This window comes from Streptomyces sp. NPDC007872, assembly GCF_042868165.1.
GTDB lineage: Bacteria > Actinomycetota > Actinomycetes > Streptomycetales > Streptomycetaceae > Streptomyces.
On record NZ_JBIAEA010000003.1, the window covers coordinates 335,120 to 352,093 of the forward strand.

Sequence of the window (16,974 nt, forward strand, 5' to 3'; positions counted from 1 at the left end):
TCCTGCGGCGGAGAACGGCATCGAGGCCGGCTCGCGCCGGGGATGCGGCGCTCACGGTCTTCCCGCCGAGTTCCACGAACCGCTCGCCGTGCGCCGCACCGGGACCGCTCGCCGGTCCCTCCCACTGATCACCGCCCTGTGCCGCGTCCGCGGCGCCCACCCGGTCCGGGAGTTAGACCATGCTCGTGAGCCATGTCCTCGAGGACGGCACCCTGCACCTGAGGCTCCTCCGCGAGCTCGACGTGACCAGCCGCGCCGCGGCGGCCCTGGAGATCGAGGCGATCGTCTCCGCCTACCGCCCCGCCCGGGTCCTCCTCGAATTCCCGACCCCTTCCCCGTCCCCGGCCTCCTACAGCGCGCTCGCCCGGGCCCGCAGGATGTGCGCGAGCCTCGGCATCGCCCTGACGGTGAGCGGCCCGGGCTCCGTACCGCTCCAGGCCCCGGGCAGCGTGCCTCCTGCCATGACCGCCTGATCCCTCCGGGGCGCGCACCCGCCCGTACGCCGGGGAGGGCCGTGACGTTCTCACGGCCCTCCCCGGCTTCGCGTCGCGACGCTTCCCCTTTACGCGGAGTCGTCGTCGTCCTCGTCACCTTCCTCGTCGTCGTCCTCGACCTCGCCCGCCTCGCCGACGACCGCGTCGGCCGCCTCCTCGCGCGCCTCCTGGTCGCCGCTCTCCCCCGGGGCCTCGGAGGGAGGGGTGGTGCGGGGGTCCGGTCCGTCGTTCCGGTGCTGGGTCATGTCTGTCGTTCCTCGTTCTCGATCGGGATGGGCGTGGGGGCCGGGGTCAGGACGGCGGGTACGGGGCGGACTTGAGGCGCCGGGCCAGGTGGGCCGTGTTGGCGGCGAGGGTCGCGGTGGTGCCGGCCGTGGCCTCGGGGGTCTTGTCGAGGTCCTGGTAGTCGGTGCCCTGCATGGCCTCCCCGACCCAGTAGGTGACGGCGTTGGGGGCGAGGGAGAAGCCGACGTCGTTGAGGCCCTGGAAGAGGTCCGCGCTCACCTTGTGCGCGCCGTCCTCGTTCCCGACCACGCAGACGGCCGCCACCTTGCCGTAGGTCAGCATCCGGCCCTCGTCGTCCGTCTCGGAGATTTCGGCGTCCAGCCGCTCCAGGACGCGCTGGGCGATGCTGGAGGGATGGCCGAGCCAGATGGGGGTCGACAGGACCAGGATGTCCGCGCCCAGGATCGTGTCCCGGATCTCCGGCCAGTCGTCCCCCTCCCCCATGTCGGTCTCCACTCCGGGCAGGACGTTGCGGTCGGCGATCCTGATGGTCTCGCCGGTGACGCCGTGCTCGCCCAGCGCCGCCATGACCTGTTCCGCCAGGAGCTGCGAACTGGAACGTGCGGGTGACGGGGAGAGGGTGCAGACGAGAGCGACGGCGCGCAGGGGTGTCGTGTCCATGGGTCTGCCGCTACCCCGCCGAAGAGGCCTTATGACATGCGAGCGGCCCATGTCGCGCGTTTGCCGGTCGGCCATCGGGGCAAGGCGACCAGCCCCCGGAGAGGCGCTCCGGGGGCCGATCCCCCAGGAGCCGACCGTGGCCGACGGTTTCACCGATGCCCTCGACTATCCGATGTACGTCGTCACGGCGGCGACGGCGGACGGCGAGCGGGGAGGCTGCCTCGTGGGGTTCGCCTCCCCCTGCTCGATCGACCCGCCCCGCTTCATGGCCTGGCTCTCCACCGCCAACCGCACCCATCGCGTCGCGTGCCGCGCCTCCCACCTGGCGGTCCACGTCCTGTGGAGCGACCAGAAGGAGACCGCGGCGCTCTTCGGCGGGCGGACGGGCGACGACACCGACAAGTTCGCCCGGGTGGAGTGGCGGCCGGGCGAGGGTGGGGCGCCGGTGCTCGCCGACTCCCGCGCCTGGCTGGTCGGCCGGATCCTGGAGCGCGTCGAGGGCGGGGACCACGTCGGTTTCCTGCTCGCCCCCGTCGAGCAGAGCGCTCCGGGGCCGGACGGGGCGCCGCTCCTCCGGCTCGGTGACGTCACGGACCTCACCCCGGGGCACCCCGCCTGAAGGGCGGCGGTTCAGCGGGCCCCGGCGTCCCGCTCGGGCTCGCCCGCCACGGGGACCGTCTCCCCGGGAGTACGGGAGGAGTCGGCCCCCGTACCGGTCCCGGTCCCGGTGCTCCGGTAGCGCCACCGGCGTTCGGCGCCGGTGCCGAGCAGCGTCCCGAAGACCACGCCGATGCCGATGGCGGCCACCGACGCCATCGTGGACACCAGGTAGGCCCCCGCGCCCTCCACGTGCAGCAGCCACTGCAGCAGGCTCCGGTACAGGTCCGGGCCCGGCAGCACGCCGCCGGCGATGCCGGGGATCACGAACGCGCGGACCGGGATGCCCGTGCGCGGCGACAGGACCGCGGCGGCGAGGCCCATCGCCACCGTCGCGAGGCCGGTCGCCAGGGGCGCGGACCAGCCGAACGCGTCGAGGCAGGCCAGTTTGACCCCCGCGCCCAGGACCGCCGTGGCGACCGCGGGCGGGACGATCCGCAGTCCCCCGCCCATGAACACGGTGTTCCCGAGGGCGCCGATCGCGCTGGTGAGCAGCGAGAGGACGACGGGCAGCGGGACCAGAGCGGTGGAGCGGGCGTCCGCGTCGGCGCCCCGCAGCAGGAAGCCGACCGCGAGGAAGCCGCAGCCCAGGGCGGTGAAGAAGGCGAGCAGGCTCACCGCGCGGCCCGCCGCCATGGAGCGGAAGCCGTCGATCGCGTCCTCGGTCAGCGAGATGATCGTGAAGATCGGCAGCAGCAGGATCACGTTCGCCGCGATCACACTGGCCGCTTCCGCGTGGCTCAGGCCCCCGGCCGCCGTGAGCCCCGTAACCGCGACGAGGAGCAGGACGGTCTGCGCGACGGTGACGAAGAAGGACGGCAGTCCGCCCCGGGACAGGACCCAGGCGCCCCGGTCGGCGAGCAGGAACACGAGGGGCGACACCAGGGCCGCGCGGACGGTCCCGGAGGCCAGGACGCACAGCATCGCCGCCAGGACCGCGCCGCCGCCCAGGCCGAACCACCAGGGCCAGCGGGAGGTGCCGGTCTCGATCCCGTCCAGGGCCCCGGCGGCGGCCTCCCGCGCCAGTCGGCCGGAGGCGGCGCGGGTGGTGAGGCGTTCGAGGGCGGCGAGCCGGTCCAGGTCCCGGCTGTCCTCCGAGCCCATCACCTTCAGCATGACGACGGGCCGCCGGCCCTCGGGGGCGTACTGCACCTGTATCGACCGGGCGTTGATGTCGACCTCCTGGCTGTCCATCCCCCAGGCGGCGGTGACGGCCACGACGGACGACTCGATCCGCCGGGTCTCCGCCCCGGCGAGGAAGAGCGCACGGCCGAGGCGCAGCGCGAACCCCAGGATCTCCACCGCCTCGGCGTCGTCCAGGGGGCGGGGCGGCGGGAAGGCGATGTCCTCGTACGGAGTCCCGTACAGGCGGTCGAGGAGCGTCCGGTCGTCGCGGCGGAGCCGCTGAAGCCTCTCCTGCCGCGCCCGGGCGGCCTCCCGCCGCTTCCGCAGCGCATGTCGCATGCCCTCGTCCCGCCCTCGTGTCCGCCCGTCACCCGCTCTGGGACCTACCCGTTCCCCGCCCTCGCCGGGGTCTCCGTCCGCCGAGCGGGTGACGCGGCCGGGGGCGCGGACGGGAGGCGCGGCGCACGGGGCGGAGAACCGGGCGCCCGAGGCCGTCGGTCGCGGGCACCACCGGCGCGTGCGGTCCTGCGGTCCTTGTGGGGGAGCGGGAGAACGGTGGACGGTCCGGGGGCGTGACGCGCGGCCCCGCGCCCGCCTCCGGGCCCATGGCGTCGAGCCCGCCGATCCCGCTCCGGGAGGTCCGGGCCCTCGTGGCGGAGCACCGCTCACGCGGGTCCGTACCTGCGCGCGGGCCGCCCGGACCGTCGCGGGTCCCGCCCCGTGGCTCGGGTCAGGACCAGGACGCCGCCACCAACGACCTTTCCGCGGCCGCCAGATGGACCGCCGAGGCGAGCCACGCCCGGGCGTAGCCGTCGGCCGAGGCGTCGGTGAGGCGGCCGAAGGCGTCCCGGGGGCGGCGGTCCGCCTCCGCCGTCAGGGCCGCCGCGAGCCGCGCGGCGCCGCCGAGGCCCGCCCGGCGCAGCGGGGCGAGGAGGGCGGCCGCGTCCGTCCCCCGGCCGGCCTCGGCCACGGCGCGCCGCCCGCCCGCGACCCCCGTCTCCAGGAGCCGCCGGACCCGCCACAGCGGCGCGTCCGCCAGCGGATCCGGTACGGCGGCGGGCGGGGCGGTCGGCCCGGGGTCCGCGGCCCCGCGCGGGAAGTGGCTTCCCTGGAGGCGGTCGTACCCCAGGTCGGCCCTGCCGAGCCATTCCTCCGGCAGCCGCAGCGTGTACGGCTCCCCCGGCACCGGGCCGACCGCGAGCGGCCGGAGCGTCGCCGCCCGGTCCAGGTCCGGACGGCCGAGGACGCGCAGGGCGAGCCCGGGGCGTTCCGCGATCCTGCGCAGGTTGGCGGCGTGCGGCAGCTCCGGATGGGGGTGGGCGGGGCGCAGCCGCAGCAGCGGCCCGCCCCCGGCGACCCGGGCCACGAGGTACTCCCCCGCCGCGCCGACCACCTCCACGTCACAACCGAGGAGGGCGGCTTCGGGTGCGTCGGCCTCCCGCGCGCCGTCGTCGAGCGCCGCGGCCATCGCCTCGCCCACCGGCCGGGCGAACAGCGCGGCGGCGGGCTCCTCGGACCAGTCCACCCCGCGCAGCGGGGTCGCGCGCACGCCCCGGCCCGCCCCGAGCCGCCCGTCCGGCGAGACGGTGGCGCCCACGATCCGCAGCCCTCCGCGCGCGAGGCCCGCGTGGTCGAGGACGGCCCCGCCGAGCGCCACGGACGCGGACCCCGCTCCCCTGGCCCTGGCCAGTCCGCCGGGGCGCACGTCGGACACCGTGTAGCGGGAACCGTCCGGGCCCACCAGGTGGGTGGACACGCCTCCGTACCCGGTGGCGGAGAGCACCGGCTCCCGGCACAGGCCGTACGCCCTGAGGCTGCCGCCCTGCGCGTAGGCGCGGCGCGCGGTGCCGGCCGCGCCGGGCCCCGCCGTCCCCGAGGCGAGCAGGGCCGCTCCGGCGAGGAGTTCGCGGAAGGCGCCCGCGAGGTCGCCGAGGCGCTGTCCCCGGCCGCGCTCCCGCGCGGCGCGCAGTCCCCGTACGACGCGCAGGGCGGCCGCTTCGGCGCGGGGCAGTCCGGCCAGGCGCGCGGTGTGGGCGGCGCGCAGCAGTTCGGCCTGGACCACCGCCCCGCCGGCCGTGACCCCCGCGGACAGGGCTTCGGCGGCCGCCTCCCACAGGGCGGTGGCGGCCCGGACCTGGGCGGGAGTGAGCGGAGGCGCGGTGGGTCCGGGGGTGGTGGGAGTGGATCCCGCGGGAGCGGGCGTGGTGCCGGAGGCGGGCCCGGTCGGCTGCGGAAGACCTGCGGTCGGCTTCGCAGGATCCGCGGTCGGGCCCGGGAGGTCCGGTGCCGGGTCCGGGAGGTCCACGGTCGCGTCCGGGAGGTCCGGTGCCGCTTCCGCGTCCGCGATCGGTGCCGCGCCGAGGACCGCCGCGCGGTGCAGGCAGCGCGGGGCCAGCAGGCAGGTGCAGACGGCCTGTCCGGCTTCGCTGACCGTGCCCGACGGGCCGGGGCGCAGGGTGACGAGGGCGTCCTCGCCGAAGCGCACGCCGAGGGATCCGTCGGCGGCCGGGACGGCGTGCTCGGCACAGCCCTCGATCGCGGCGTCGAGCTTCTTGCGCAACCGCGCGCTGAGCTGTTCCACGGCCTCGGCGAGGACGTCGGGGGCGACGGGCGGCAGGGATGCGGGGCTCAACGGGGTTCTCCACGGAGGCGGTCGCCCACCCAGCGGGCGAGGGCGAGCGGGCTGAGGGCGGCCACCGGCATCCCGGCGGCGACGAGTTGGCGCGCCACCGGCAGCGAGTAGCGGGGCGCCCCGGCGTCGTCGAGCGCCGCGCAGCCCATCAGGTGGGCGCCGGAGGCGGCCAGGGCGCGGACCTCGCCGAGGAGCCCGGCGAGCGGCGCGCCCTCCTCGAAGTCGCTGACCACGACGACGAGGGTGCGGCTCGGGACGGTGATCAGCGAGCGGGCGTGCGCGAGGCCCGCCGCGATGTGCGTGCCGCCGCCGACCCGTACCTCCAGGAGCAGCGACAGGGGGTCGTCGACCCGGTCGGTCAGGTCCACCACCTGCGTGGAGAAGGCCAGGAAGTGCGTGGACAGGGTCGGCACGCCGCCGAGGACCGCGGCGGTCAGCGCCGACCAGATCACCGAGGCCTCCATCGAGCCGGAGACGTCGACCACGAGGATCAGGCGCCAGTCCGACTCCTTGCTCGCCCGCGTGCTGAACACCGGCCGTTCCGGCACGACCACGACCCGGCCGTCGGCCGTGCGCCGGGTGTGGGCGAGGTTGGCGCGCAGGGTGCGGGAGAGGTCGAGGCGTCCGCCGGGACGGCGGGTGGGGCGCGGGGTGGCGAGTCCGGAGAGCGTCGGGCGCAGGCGGGTGGCCAGCTCCCGGGCGAGCTCGTCGACGAGCCGCTTCACCAGCGGGCGCAGTCGGGCGAGCCGGGCCTCGGGCATGCCTCCGGCCAGGGAGAGCACCGAGCCGAGCAGTTCCACCGAGGGGCGGACCGCCGCCGGGTCCAGTTGGGTGAGCACGTCGGTGCGTCCCGCGTCGGCGGCCTCGGCCAGGACCTCTTCGCGGACGTCGGCGCCGAAGAGGGCCTCCAGTTCCCGCGACCACTCGCGCGCGGTGGGGAAGGAGTGCTCCTGTCCGGCGCCCCCGCCGGTTCCGGCGTCCAGGTCGTCGGCTCCTTCGCCGCGTCCGCTGCCGTACAGCTCGTCCAGGGCGCGGGCGTAGCGGCGCGCGTCGGCGGACAGCCGGTCCCGGTGGCGGCCGAGGAGGAGTCGCCAGCGGTCGGCCGGGGCGAGCCGCCGGTCCGGTACCTCGGTGGGGAGCGTGCCCGCGGGGGTGGCGGCGTCGGTCTCGGCGTCGGTCTCGGGTACGGAGTACGGGGCGGCCGGGGCCTCCGGGGCGGGCAGGGCCAGGGGCGTGAGCGCGGCGAGGCCGGCCGCGTCGGCCGCCGCCCACAGGGCGAGCAGCTCGGGCGGGGCGTCGAGGGAGAGGTCGAGCCGGTCGCCGAGCCGCTCGGTCACCGTGGTCAGGAGCCGGTCCCGGGCGGCCGGGGCGAGGGCGTCGAAGCCGCCGCGCAGGGCCGGGAGCCGGTCGAGGAAGTCCTGGTCGGCGAGGGCGTCGACCCGGTCGAGGAGCGGGGTGAGCACCTCCGGGGAGGCCTGGAGCAGCGGGCCGGCGGCCGTGAGCAGTCCCGCGAGGCGCTTCGTCAGGGCGCGTCGCGCGTCGGGGGAGGTCGCGCCGTCGATCCAGCCGGCCGTCCGCTCCCCGAGGTCCGCGGCCGGGTCCAGGTCGAGCAGCACCCGTACGGCCAGGGCGGCGCCCTGGATCAGCGGCGAGCCTTCGGAGGCGAGTTCGGCGAGGGCCCGGTCCATCCGGAGGCCCAGGTGCCGGGCGGCCGAGCGGTCCGCGAGCGCGACGAGTGCTCCGGCGTCCGCGGGGGCGTCGCTGCCGGCCAGGCCGGGCAGCGACCGCACGGCGGCCTCCAGGAGTTCGCCGGTGAGCGTCCCGGCCGCGGCGCGGGCGTCCTCGGTGGTGCCGGGGTAGTGGCCGCGCCGCATGCCCTCCAGGAGGTCCAGCGCTTCGAGGAGTTCGGGCAGCCCCGCGGTGTCGGGCAGGACGGCGGAGGCCTCGCGCAGTCGCGCGTCGACCAGGTCGGGCAGGTCGCAGCGGGCGGCGGCGGCGAGCCCGGCCAGGACCTGGGCCGGGGTGGGACCGCCCTCGGCGGCCTCGCGGCGCGCGGCCTCGGCCAGGGTGCCGGCGGCGGCCTGGGCCGCGGTGACCCCCCGTACTCCGGCGAGGTCGAGCCGTGCGGGCACCGACGGGTTCCAGGCCAGGCGCCACTTGGTGCCGAGTGCGGTGCCGTCGCCGGTGGCAGCGACGGCGAGGGGCTCGCCGTAGGAGGCGCCGATGACGAGGAGGCGTCGCAGCAGCACCTCGCGGCGTCCGTCGAGGGGCGAACGGAGCGGATCGAGGCGTACCTCGCGGGGCTCGGGCTCCTCCGGGCGGGGCAGTCGCAACCGGGTGAGCTCCTCCTCGACCGAGGGGCCCAGGCCGGAGCGGGGCGCGTGCGGGCTGATCCGGCCGCGCGCCGTGCCGACGAGCACGACCTCCAGGGCGCGGGCCAGCGCCCGGCCCCGGCCGAGGGGTTCGCCCTGTCCGAGGACGGTGGTGACGGCCTCCAGGAGTTCTCCGCGCCCGGGGGCGGGGAGGCCGCGCAGCGTGGCCAGGTCGCAGGCGAGGCGCAGCGTCTCGGCGGCCTCGCCGGTGCCGGCGGTGTGCCCGGCGCGGCGCATCTCCCGGCACAGTCCGGTCACCGCGGCGGAGGCCGCCTCCCGGATCCGGCCGGGGTCCCCGGCCGCGGTGAGCACGGCCTGCTGCCACAGCGGGTCACGGATCCCGGCGGGGTAGCCGGACCGGGAGTCGAGCAGGTCGAAGGAGTACGGAACGAACGAGGTCACCGCCGGGGCCGGGTCCGTGGCCGGGGTCTTCGGGGTCATGACCGGAACGGCCGCGGTCGCGCCCGGAACCGCCGGGTCCGTACCTGGGGCCGCCGGGGTCATGACCGGAACAGCCTTAGTCGTGCCCGAAGTCGCCGGGGTCGCGCCCGGAACCGCCGTGGCCGTGACCGAGGTCCCTGGATCCGTGACCGGAACCGCCGTAGTCGCCCCCGAGGCTCCCGGGACCGTGACCGGCTCCGCCGTGGCCGTGACCGAGGCCTCCGGATCCATGTCCGGAACCGCCGTAGTCGCCCCCGAGGCCTCCGGATGCGTGTCCGAAGTCCCCGCGTCGCGGCCCCGGTCGGCCTTGCCGGTCCCGTCCGTGACGGTGCCGGTACCGGATCCGGTGCCGGCGGCGACGCCAGCGCGGGGGCCGGTGTTCTCCGGGCCGTGCCCGTCCCGCCCGGCCCCGCCCGGGGCCGTCCGGTCCGTACCGGCAGCCCCCTCGCCCGGTACGAGCAGCGCGGGCGCGTGGAAGGCTCCGATCACGGCGGCGACGCGCCGGCCCCCGGTCGCGGCCCCGGCGATCACCCGTCGCATCCGGGCCTCGCGGGCGAGGTCGACGGCGGGCACGTCGGCGTCGGCGCGCAGGGCCCAGCCCACGCCCAGGGCGGCGCGGCGCACCGCTTCCGGGGAGCAGCCGGGAGCCAGCACCTCCACGGCGCGGTCCCACATGTCCTCGCCGTCCCGGCCGGTGCCGGCGGCGGTGAGCGCGGCGGCGAAGGCACCGCGTCCCGGGGTCTCCCCGGCGGGCGGGGCGGCACGGTCGCCGTCCGCCCCGCCGTCGAACCCGTCGTCCACCCCGCCGTCCCGGTCCGGGCCGGACAGGGACCAACCGGGGTCGGACAGGGGGAGGTCGCAGCAGACGACCTCCGCGCCGCGGTCCCGGGCCCACCGCACCGCCGCGAGCTCCGGGGAGAAGTCCGCGAAGGGGTAGAACGACAGGCGTCCGCCCTCGCCCGCCCCGGCCAGGGCGACGGGGGCGACGGTCTCCGGGTCCGCCAGGTGCTCCAGCCAGGGCCGGAAGTCGGCCGGGAGCTCCACGCAGACCACCTCGGCGCCCGCCTCGTCGAGGAGGGCGGGCACCACGGCGGCCAGGGCCGGGCTGTGGTGGCGCACCCCGAGGAGGTACGGGTCGCGGGAGGCGGCGAGGGCGCCCACGGCCGCCCGCGGGTCGAGGGTCGTCACCGCAGGCTCCCGCGCAGGTCCCAGAGGCGGCGCCACATGGCCGAGCCGTTCTCGGCCCGGCGGCGGACCGGGCCGTCCCAGTAGCCGAGGAGGCGCGCGTGGTCGGCCGGGTCGTCCTTGCGGACGACGCCGAGGAGGTGGCCGGGCAGGAGGTCGAGGACGTCCCCGCCCGGGAGGTAGGCGGCCGCGACCCCGAGGGAGGCCGCGACCTGGACGGCCTCGGCGGTGGACATGACCGTGCCCGGCCGCTCCACGTCCCAGCCCTCGGTGGAGCGGCCGGAGCGCAGGTCCCGGAAGACGGTGACGAGGGCGTCCAGGACGGCGTCGTCGACGTCGAAGGGCGCACCCGCGCGCCGGACCGCCGCGACGGCCTGACGGCGGATCAGGACGGCCTCGGCGTCGGCGTCGGCGATCGGGTCGACGGTCTCGAAGTTGAAGCGGCGCTTGAGCGCGGCGGACATCTCGGAGACGCCACGGTCGCGCAGGTTGGCGGTGGCGATGACGGTGAATCCGGGCGCGGCGGTGACCACCGCGTCCTCGGTGGAGGTCAGCTCGGGGACGGTGACCCGGCGGTCGGACAGGATGGAGACCAGGGCGTCCTGGACCTCGGGCAGGCAGCGGGTGATCTCCTCGACCCGCACCACCCGGCCGGTGCGCATGGCGGCGAGGACCGGGGAGTCGACGAGGGCCTGCGGGGTGGGGCCCTGGGCGAGCAGCAGGGCGTAGTTCCAGCCGTAGCGGAAGGCGTCCTCGGTGGTGCCGGCGGTGCCCTGCACGGTGAGGGAGCTGGTGCCGCTGACGGCGGCGGCGAGCAGTTCCGACAGCATCGACTTGGCGGTGCCGGGCTCGCCGGTGAGGAGCAGTCCGCGTTCTCCGGCGAGGGTGACCACGCAGCGTTCCACCAGGGCGCGTTCGCCGACGAACTTCGGGGTGATCTCCAGCTTCGCCGGCAGGCCCGCGCGGCGCTTCGGCAGGGTCAGTTCCGCGCCGTCGCTGCCGCAGACGAACGTGACGACCGCGCGGGGGGTCAGGGCCCAGCCGGGCGGGCGCGGGCCGGGGTCCTGGGCGGCGAGGAAGGCGAGTTCGGCGGCGTGGCGCTCCTCGGCCGGCCGGACCTGCCGGGCGGGGGCGGGCTGTTCGGTGACGGTCATGCGGGGTTCCTCCGGAAAGGGGTACGGGTGTCCGGCGCGGCGCACCCGGGTCGGGGTGCGCCGCGCCGTCGCCGCGGGCGGCGGGTGGTCGGCGGTGTGCCGCGCCGCCGTGTTCGACGGGTGGTCGACCGGCCGGCGGCCGGGCCGGCGGCGGTCGGTCAGCGGCGGCGCCTGGTGCGCCGGACCTTCAGCTCCTCGAAGCGGGGGACGTCGCCGTCGAGGGTCCGCCGCCAGGCCCGGGCGAACAGTTCGGCGGCCGGTTCGACCGGCACCAGGGCACACAGGAACGGCCCGTACATCGGCAGCTTCCACTGCTCGACCGGCAGTCCGCGTCCCTTCTGCTCGGACCAGCCGCCGGGCAGGAACAGCGAGCGTCCCGCCCGGGCCCGTACGGCCGACACCACCAGGTCGGTGGCGGCCAGTTCGGCGCGGGCCGCCCTGAGGCGGGCCGGCTTCCACCCCGTCCACCGGGCGGTGTTGCGGTCGGTGGGGTCGGGCAGGGCGAGGAGCGTCAGGTACAGCGTCGCCGCGTCGGCCCCCAGGCCGTGGGTCCCGGCGACCTCCGCGACCAGGTCGGGCACGGAGCGCGAGGGGTCCTGCGGCCACCAGGTGCCGTCCCGGTCCGCCTCCCCGGCGGCGGGCGCGCCCGGGTCGGCGAGGAGCCGTGCGAACGCCGGGTCGTACGCCCGCCGCAGGGCCGTCTCGACCCCCATCGGCTGCTGGTCGGGGCCGCGCAGGACCGTCAGGTACGGGTCGGAGCCGGTGGAGTCGAGCAGGGCGGTCCGCAGGGCTGGCTGGGGCCGGTCGTCGTGCGTGGCCATGAGGACCGCGCCGTACCGCTCGTGGTCCGGTGCCGTCTCGGTCGGCGTGCCCGCCACCTTCCGGAAGTCGGTGAGGCCGGTGTAGTACCCCGCGGAGACGAGGAGTTCGGGCGAGGCCAGGCGCTGCCGTACGGCGGTGAGGGCGCCGGGCAGGGCCGCCCGCGCGGGATCGCCGGCGGGGAGCCGGTGGGCCAGCCAGGCCGCCAGGCCCATCGAGGCGACCAGGACCGACTCGGTGAACGGGTGGTCGACCGGGGTGACGGGCGCCGGCCGGTCCCCCGCGATGTGCCACGCCACGTCGGTGGAGAGCTCGGGCGACGCGTCGGGGCCGAGGAGCGCCGAGAGGGCCCGCTGGACGGACCAGCCGGTGACGACCCCGCGGTCGGCCTCCGCGATCAGCCAGTCGGGGACCCGGGTGCGCCGTCCCACGTGCGCGTTCCAGACCGCGGCCGCCGACGCCGCGTCGGGGCCCTCGGTCCACAGGCGCGCCGGGTCCTCGGGCAGGAGGGCCGCCACCACGGCCCGCCGCACCTCGACGGAGAGTCCGCGCAGTTCGTCGCGCGCCTGGGCGGCCTCGGCCACCTTCAGGCCGAGGGACGTGCGCAGCTCCGTCGGCAGGAAGTTGTTCCCCCAGTCGTCCACGTTCGGCATGCCGGCGAGGACGAGCCGGGCGAGCGCCCCGGGGACGCCGGTGAGCCGGCTGAACTCCTCGGCCGCCTCTTCGGGGAGGGGCACCTCCGCGCGGTTCTCCGCCTCCCGCAGGAAGGCGGTGAGCCAGTCGGCGCCGCGCGTGCGGTCGCCCGGCGACGTCGCGGTGCGCAGGGTGTACGGGGCGGGTGCCTCGAACCGGCCGTCGGGGTCGTGGAGGAGCGCCTCGAACTCGCGTCCGTCGTCGACGCCCCGGTCGTTCTCGGTGATCCCGAGGACCGCTCCCCCGCCGAGCGGGAAGACGGTGCGGTAGGAGGTGCCGCGCTCCTGGCCGTCGGGGGTGTGCAGGTGGGGGGTGGCGAGGTGGAGCGTCACCCGCCGCCAGTGGTCGGCCGCGCTCTCCGCCGAGGCGAGGCCCAGGGCGTCGACCAGGCCGAGCACGTCGAGCAGCGCGGCCCGGTGCTCGGCACCGCTGCCGGGCGCGACGGACCGGTAGGCGAGCGCCGCCGGTTCGTGCAGGAAGGGGAGGAAGGAGAACGGGGAGTACGGCAGGGAGGGCAGGTCGTAGTGGAGCGTCCCCGGCGCGGCCGTGGCGGAGGTGTCGGCCCGTGCCGCCGCCAGTCCGGCCAGGAAGCGGTGGGTCACGTCCGAGGCCGCGCCCCGGCTGTAGTAGCCGGAGCCGGTGAGGCCGTCGAGCGCCTCGGCGAGCAGGCTGTCGTGGGGACCCTCGGCGCGCGTCTCCTCGGGTTCGGCCGCCGGGTCGAGCCGGGCGGCCACGGCGTCCAGGGCGTTCTGCTGCGCCACGGCGAAGCGCAGCGCCTTCGCCACGCCCGCGACCAGTTCGGGCGCGGTGATCCCCGGCAGCGCGGCGGCCACGAGGTCCGGGACGTCCGCGGCCCGCTCGGCCAGGACGGCCGCCTTCAGGAGGGTGCCGGCCGTCTCCGCGTCGGCGGCGCGCAGCACGTCCGAGCCCCGCGGGTCGCGCGGGCGGAGGGCGTAGAAGTGGGTCAGCGGCGGCAGGGGCGTGGCGGCGGTGCCGTAGATGTCGTTCCGGTCGCCGTCGGACACCGTCGTGACCACGCCGTCCGGGTCGGTGAGCAGCAGTTCCCGCCACTGGCGGGTCAGGACCCTGGGCCGGTCGTCGCCGGGGAACGTCAGGGCGGCGGCGGGCATGTCGGAGCCCTCGGGGAGGGAGACGGTGCGGCCCGCGGTGTCGTCGGCGCACCAGCCGTCGCCGGGGATCCGCAGGACCCGCCAGCCGAGCAGACCGCCGGCCGGGACGCCGAGGGCCGAGCCGTCCACGGCGGGGGCGGGCCGCATCCACGAGGAGTGCGGGGCCAGTCGGGCGCCGGGGGCGTGGGCGCGGGTCGCGTCGGCGAGGAAGGCGGGCAGGGAGCGCCGGCCCCGGGCGTCCTCGGCGGGGTCGTACTCGACCCAGGCGCCCTCTCCCTGGTACTCCCCCGTGTTCTCCCACACCCAGTAGGAGGTGCCGTCGGAGATCACCGCCCGTTCCCTCGGCAGCTTCGTGTCTCCGGCGTGCAGGACCCCGCCGCCGGTGGTGCGGCCGCCGCCGGGCAGCGGCAGGGTCGGCCGGTCGGAGCGGACGGACCAGTAGTTGATCTCGGCATCGAGGGTGAACACGTGGTCGGGCGCGGTGTGCCAGTAGCCCTGTACGGGACTGTTGCCGTAGCCGGTCCAGAACACGAGGAGGGCGCCGTCCACGTAGTGGAAGCCGCACCGGTGGGAGGACTGGCCGGCGGGCACGCGCAGGTCGTGGGTGAGGACGGTGGAGTCGGCGTCGATGACCCGCACCCGGGTGGAGTTGGCCACGATCAGGTGGGGCCAGGCCTCGAAGACGGCGAGTGCGTCGAACTTGCCGGGCCCGGGGATCAGGTCCGCGACGGCCTCCTCCCACGCCGGCCAGTGGAACTCCTCCCACAGGCCGCCGCGCAGGGTGCGCGCCAGGGTCTCGCCGAGGTCGGCGCCGGCGGCGGCCGCCACCTCCTCCGGGGCGAGCGCGAGGGCCTCGGCGGGCAGCCACGACAGGCGGGCGATCGCCTTGGGCACTCCGGGCAGTCCGGCCGCCACCGAGTCGCGGGCGACCTCGCGCACCCACTCGGTGAGCATCGGGCGGCCTCCGGCCGCCGCGGCGAGCCGGCGCATCACGTCCGCTCCGGAGGAGGCGTCGTGGTAGGCGTTCGCGGAGCGCCGGAAGGCGGGGCGGAAGCGCGGGTCGGCGGCGACCGCGGTCAGGTCGCGGGGGTTCTCCCCGCGCGCCCAGTCCGACAGGTTGAGGGCGGCGCCCCGCCTGTCGCGGTCCTTCGGCTCCGGGTCGGCGACCGGGAGGCCGAGGGCGAGCAGCAGGTCGAGCAGGTCGAGGTCCTCGACGCCGATCCGCAGGAAGGCCCGGTCGTCGGGGCGGGCCGCCAGATCGGCGCGCAGCCGCCCGACCGCCCGTTCCACCAGGTCGAGGAGGGCCGGCGGGGTGCGGCGGTCGCCCCAGCCCCGGTGCCGGGCGGTGTGGAAGCGCTCCAGCCAGCCGGCCGCGCCGTCGGCGCAGCGCTCCTCCGGCGGCACGTCGGTGCCGGTCAGTCCGGCGTCGGCCCCGGACTCCGTGAGGATCCCCAGCCACAGCTCGCTGAGTTCGCCGTCGTCGGAGGGCGGCATCATCTCCAGGAGCGCGCCCCGTACGGCCGGGACGCGGCGGGCCAGGGCGACGAGGGTGGACCGGTGCGTCTTCCACCAGCCCTCGGCCGCCCGCAGGGTGGCGGGCAGCGGGAGGAGTTCGGCGAGGTAGTCCTGTTCCGCCTCGGCGGCGGACAGGCCGGCGGCGCGGGCCAGGCGGCGCAGTTCCGTGGTGGCCTGGGCGGAGGGGGCGAGTCCGCCGGCGGTCCGCCGCACGCACAGGCGCCGGAAGCGCTCGTAGGCCTCGGTGGGCGCGAGCCGGGCGGCCAGTTCCTTGCCGTACCCGGTGAGGACCTTCACCGGCAGCGCGCCGACCAGGGCGAATTCGAGGAAGACGGCGTCGAGCCGGTCCTCGTCGACGGCGAGTCCGTGCTGGGCCTCGCTGGTGCGGGCGCGGGCGAAGAGCTGCCCCGCGTACGTGGTGTTCTCGACGCCGAGGAAGACGCGGGCGGCCTGCTCGTAGAAGACGGGCAGGAAGTGCGGGACGGCGGAGGCGAGCCGGTCGGCGAGTTCGAGGCAGGCGTCCAGGGCGGCCTTGGGCTTGGTCCTGGCCTGCCGGGCGAGGCGGTCGAGTTCCGGCACGACCGCGAGGGCGTGGTGGCCGTCCTCGGGGTGGTGCACCAGGACCCATTCGGGGAAGCCCAGTTCCTGGCGGCGGCCGAGGCCCACGACGGCCGGTTCCCCGTGGGGTTCGAGGCCGAGGAAGCCGGCGGCGAGGTCCTCGGCGGGGCCGAGTTCGGCCGCGGCGAGGCGGACGACGACCCGGTCCTCGCCGAGGACGGGGTGGCGGTAGGTCCGGGCGGTCAGGTCGACCGCCGAGGCCCCCGCGTCCCGGGCGCCGGGCGGGAGCACGGCTCCGGCCGCGAGGAGTTCCGCGTTGTCGCGGGCTCCTCCGGGAGCTCCGTCCACGGTCCTGTCGGAAGCGGTCGTACCGGTCACGCGTCCCCACCCTCTTCGATCGTGCGGCCGGCGTACAGCGCCGCGGCCATGCGCATTCCCTCGGACCAGGCCACCGGTCCGACCTCGTTCAGCCGCACGGCGCGGCCGTCGTCGTCGTGCCAGCCGAGCGCGCCGGTCTCCGACTCCCCGTCCCAGTACGGCTCGCCGATCCACACCGACGCCTCCGTGGCGCGGCCCCCGTCGCGGACCTTGCAGGTGGCGTAGCCGCCGGAGACGCGGTAGCCGAGCGAGGTCGCACGGGCCGCGAGGCCGAAGCGCGAGGCGAACTTCCCGCCCGCGTAGTCCCGTACCTCCGTCGCCGTCTCGGGGTGGGCGGCGGCCGGCCTGGTCCAGGTGGCCCGGTGGATCTGCTCCACCCGCTGGGTGATGCCGAGTTCGGCGGCGAAGTCCCGCACGTCGTCGAGGTCGGGGAGGAGCACGGGGTGCGGGAGGGTGACGGTGCGCGGGGAGAGCCGTACGGTCTCGCCGTCGAGGTCGACGACCTTCAGCCCCCCGTCGGCGGTGACGTCCCGCAGGAAGCCGGCCTCGTCCGGGTCGTCGCCCACCACGGCCATGTCGCGGAGGGCCGACTGCCAGGCCTCGTCCGGCCACACGCGGGCGATCAGTCCGGTGGGCACGGGGAGCGAGGACACCATCCAGGTGTCCACCTGGGCCACGCACGCGGCCGTGTGCCGGTCCAGCCATTCGGCCAGTTGCCGGAGCCGGTCGACCTCCGGATGGTCCCGCAGTGCCTTCGGCAGGGTCTTCAACTGCCGTCCCCCGGAGCGCCGTGCGACCACGCGCCCCCCATCGAGGGTGATCTCGTACCCCTCGTCCGCTGTCAGCCACGCCATCGGCCGTGTCCCCTCCGTCTGTCGTCCGGATCCGCGCAGCCCGAACAAGGGGGTCGAAAGC

10 protein-coding genes are annotated in these 16,974 nt (G+C 76.9%); 2 read left to right on the forward strand and 8 right to left on the reverse strand.

The window, feature by feature from the left end; all coding sequences use genetic code 11:
- Positions 1-179: 179 nt before the first annotated feature.
- On the forward strand, positions 180-473 hold the full coding sequence (locus ACFYNX_RS11970; RefSeq protein WP_388660476.1) for a hypothetical protein: 294 nt from the start codon (positions 180-182) through the stop codon (positions 471-473).
- A gap of 89 nt (positions 474-562) precedes the next feature.
- Here the strand turns inward: ACFYNX_RS11970 and ACFYNX_RS11975 are convergent, their stop codons facing one another.
- Complete coding sequence (locus ACFYNX_RS11975; protein WP_388660478.1) at positions 563-739, reverse strand: hypothetical protein; 177 nt, start codon at positions 737-739, stop codon at positions 563-565.
- A gap of 46 nt (positions 740-785) precedes the next feature.
- Positions 786-1,400: a flavodoxin family protein gene (locus ACFYNX_RS11980; RefSeq protein WP_388660481.1), complete on the reverse strand. Its 615-nt coding sequence runs from the start codon at positions 1,398-1,400 to the stop codon at positions 786-788.
- 172 nt (positions 1,401-1,572) lie between these two features.
- Between ACFYNX_RS11980 and ACFYNX_RS11985 the strand changes: the two genes are divergently transcribed.
- Positions 1,573-2,019, forward strand: a complete 447-nt coding sequence (locus ACFYNX_RS11985) for a flavin reductase family protein (RefSeq protein WP_388661533.1) — start codon at positions 1,573-1,575, stop codon at positions 2,017-2,019.
- An 11-nt stretch (positions 2,020-2,030) separates the two neighbouring features.
- Here the strand turns inward: ACFYNX_RS11985 and ACFYNX_RS11990 are convergent, their stop codons facing one another.
- The 6 genes from ACFYNX_RS11990 to ACFYNX_RS12015 form a co-directional block, all read right to left on the reverse strand.
- A complete protein-coding gene (locus tag ACFYNX_RS11990) occupies positions 2,031-3,521 on the reverse strand; it encodes a threonine/serine exporter ThrE family protein (protein WP_388660484.1) in 1,491 nt (496 codons plus the stop codon).
- Positions 3,522-3,912: 391 nt separating this feature from the next.
- Positions 3,913-5,814: a hypothetical protein gene (locus ACFYNX_RS11995; protein WP_388660486.1), complete on the reverse strand. Its 1,902-nt coding sequence runs from the start codon at positions 5,812-5,814 to the stop codon at positions 3,913-3,915.
- Positions 5,811-9,815 (reverse strand): DUF5682 family protein, encoded by a 4,005-nt coding sequence (locus ACFYNX_RS12000; protein ID WP_388660489.1) that lies wholly within the window; start codon positions 9,813-9,815, stop codon positions 5,811-5,813. Before ACFYNX_RS12000 ends, ACFYNX_RS11995 begins: the two co-directional genes overlap by 4 nt.
- Positions 9,812-10,966 (reverse strand): AAA family ATPase, encoded by a 1,155-nt coding sequence (locus tag ACFYNX_RS12005; protein WP_125663932.1) that lies wholly within the window; start codon positions 10,964-10,966, stop codon positions 9,812-9,814. Before ACFYNX_RS12005 ends, ACFYNX_RS12000 begins: the two co-directional genes overlap by 4 nt.
- Before the next feature lie 158 nt (positions 10,967-11,124).
- The gene (locus ACFYNX_RS12010; protein ID WP_388660492.1) at positions 11,125-16,059 is read right to left on the reverse strand and encodes a DNA-binding protein; all 4,935 of its coding nucleotides are present in this window, start codon (positions 16,057-16,059) and stop codon (positions 11,125-11,127) included.
- Positions 16,056-16,913 carry a DUF4132 domain-containing protein gene (locus ACFYNX_RS12015; RefSeq protein WP_365547798.1) on the reverse strand — a complete coding sequence of 286 codons (858 nt, stop codon included), beginning with the start codon at positions 16,911-16,913 and terminating at the stop codon, positions 16,056-16,058. Before ACFYNX_RS12015 ends, ACFYNX_RS12010 begins: the two co-directional genes overlap by 4 nt.
- Between the last annotated feature and the right edge of the window lie 61 nt (positions 16,914-16,974).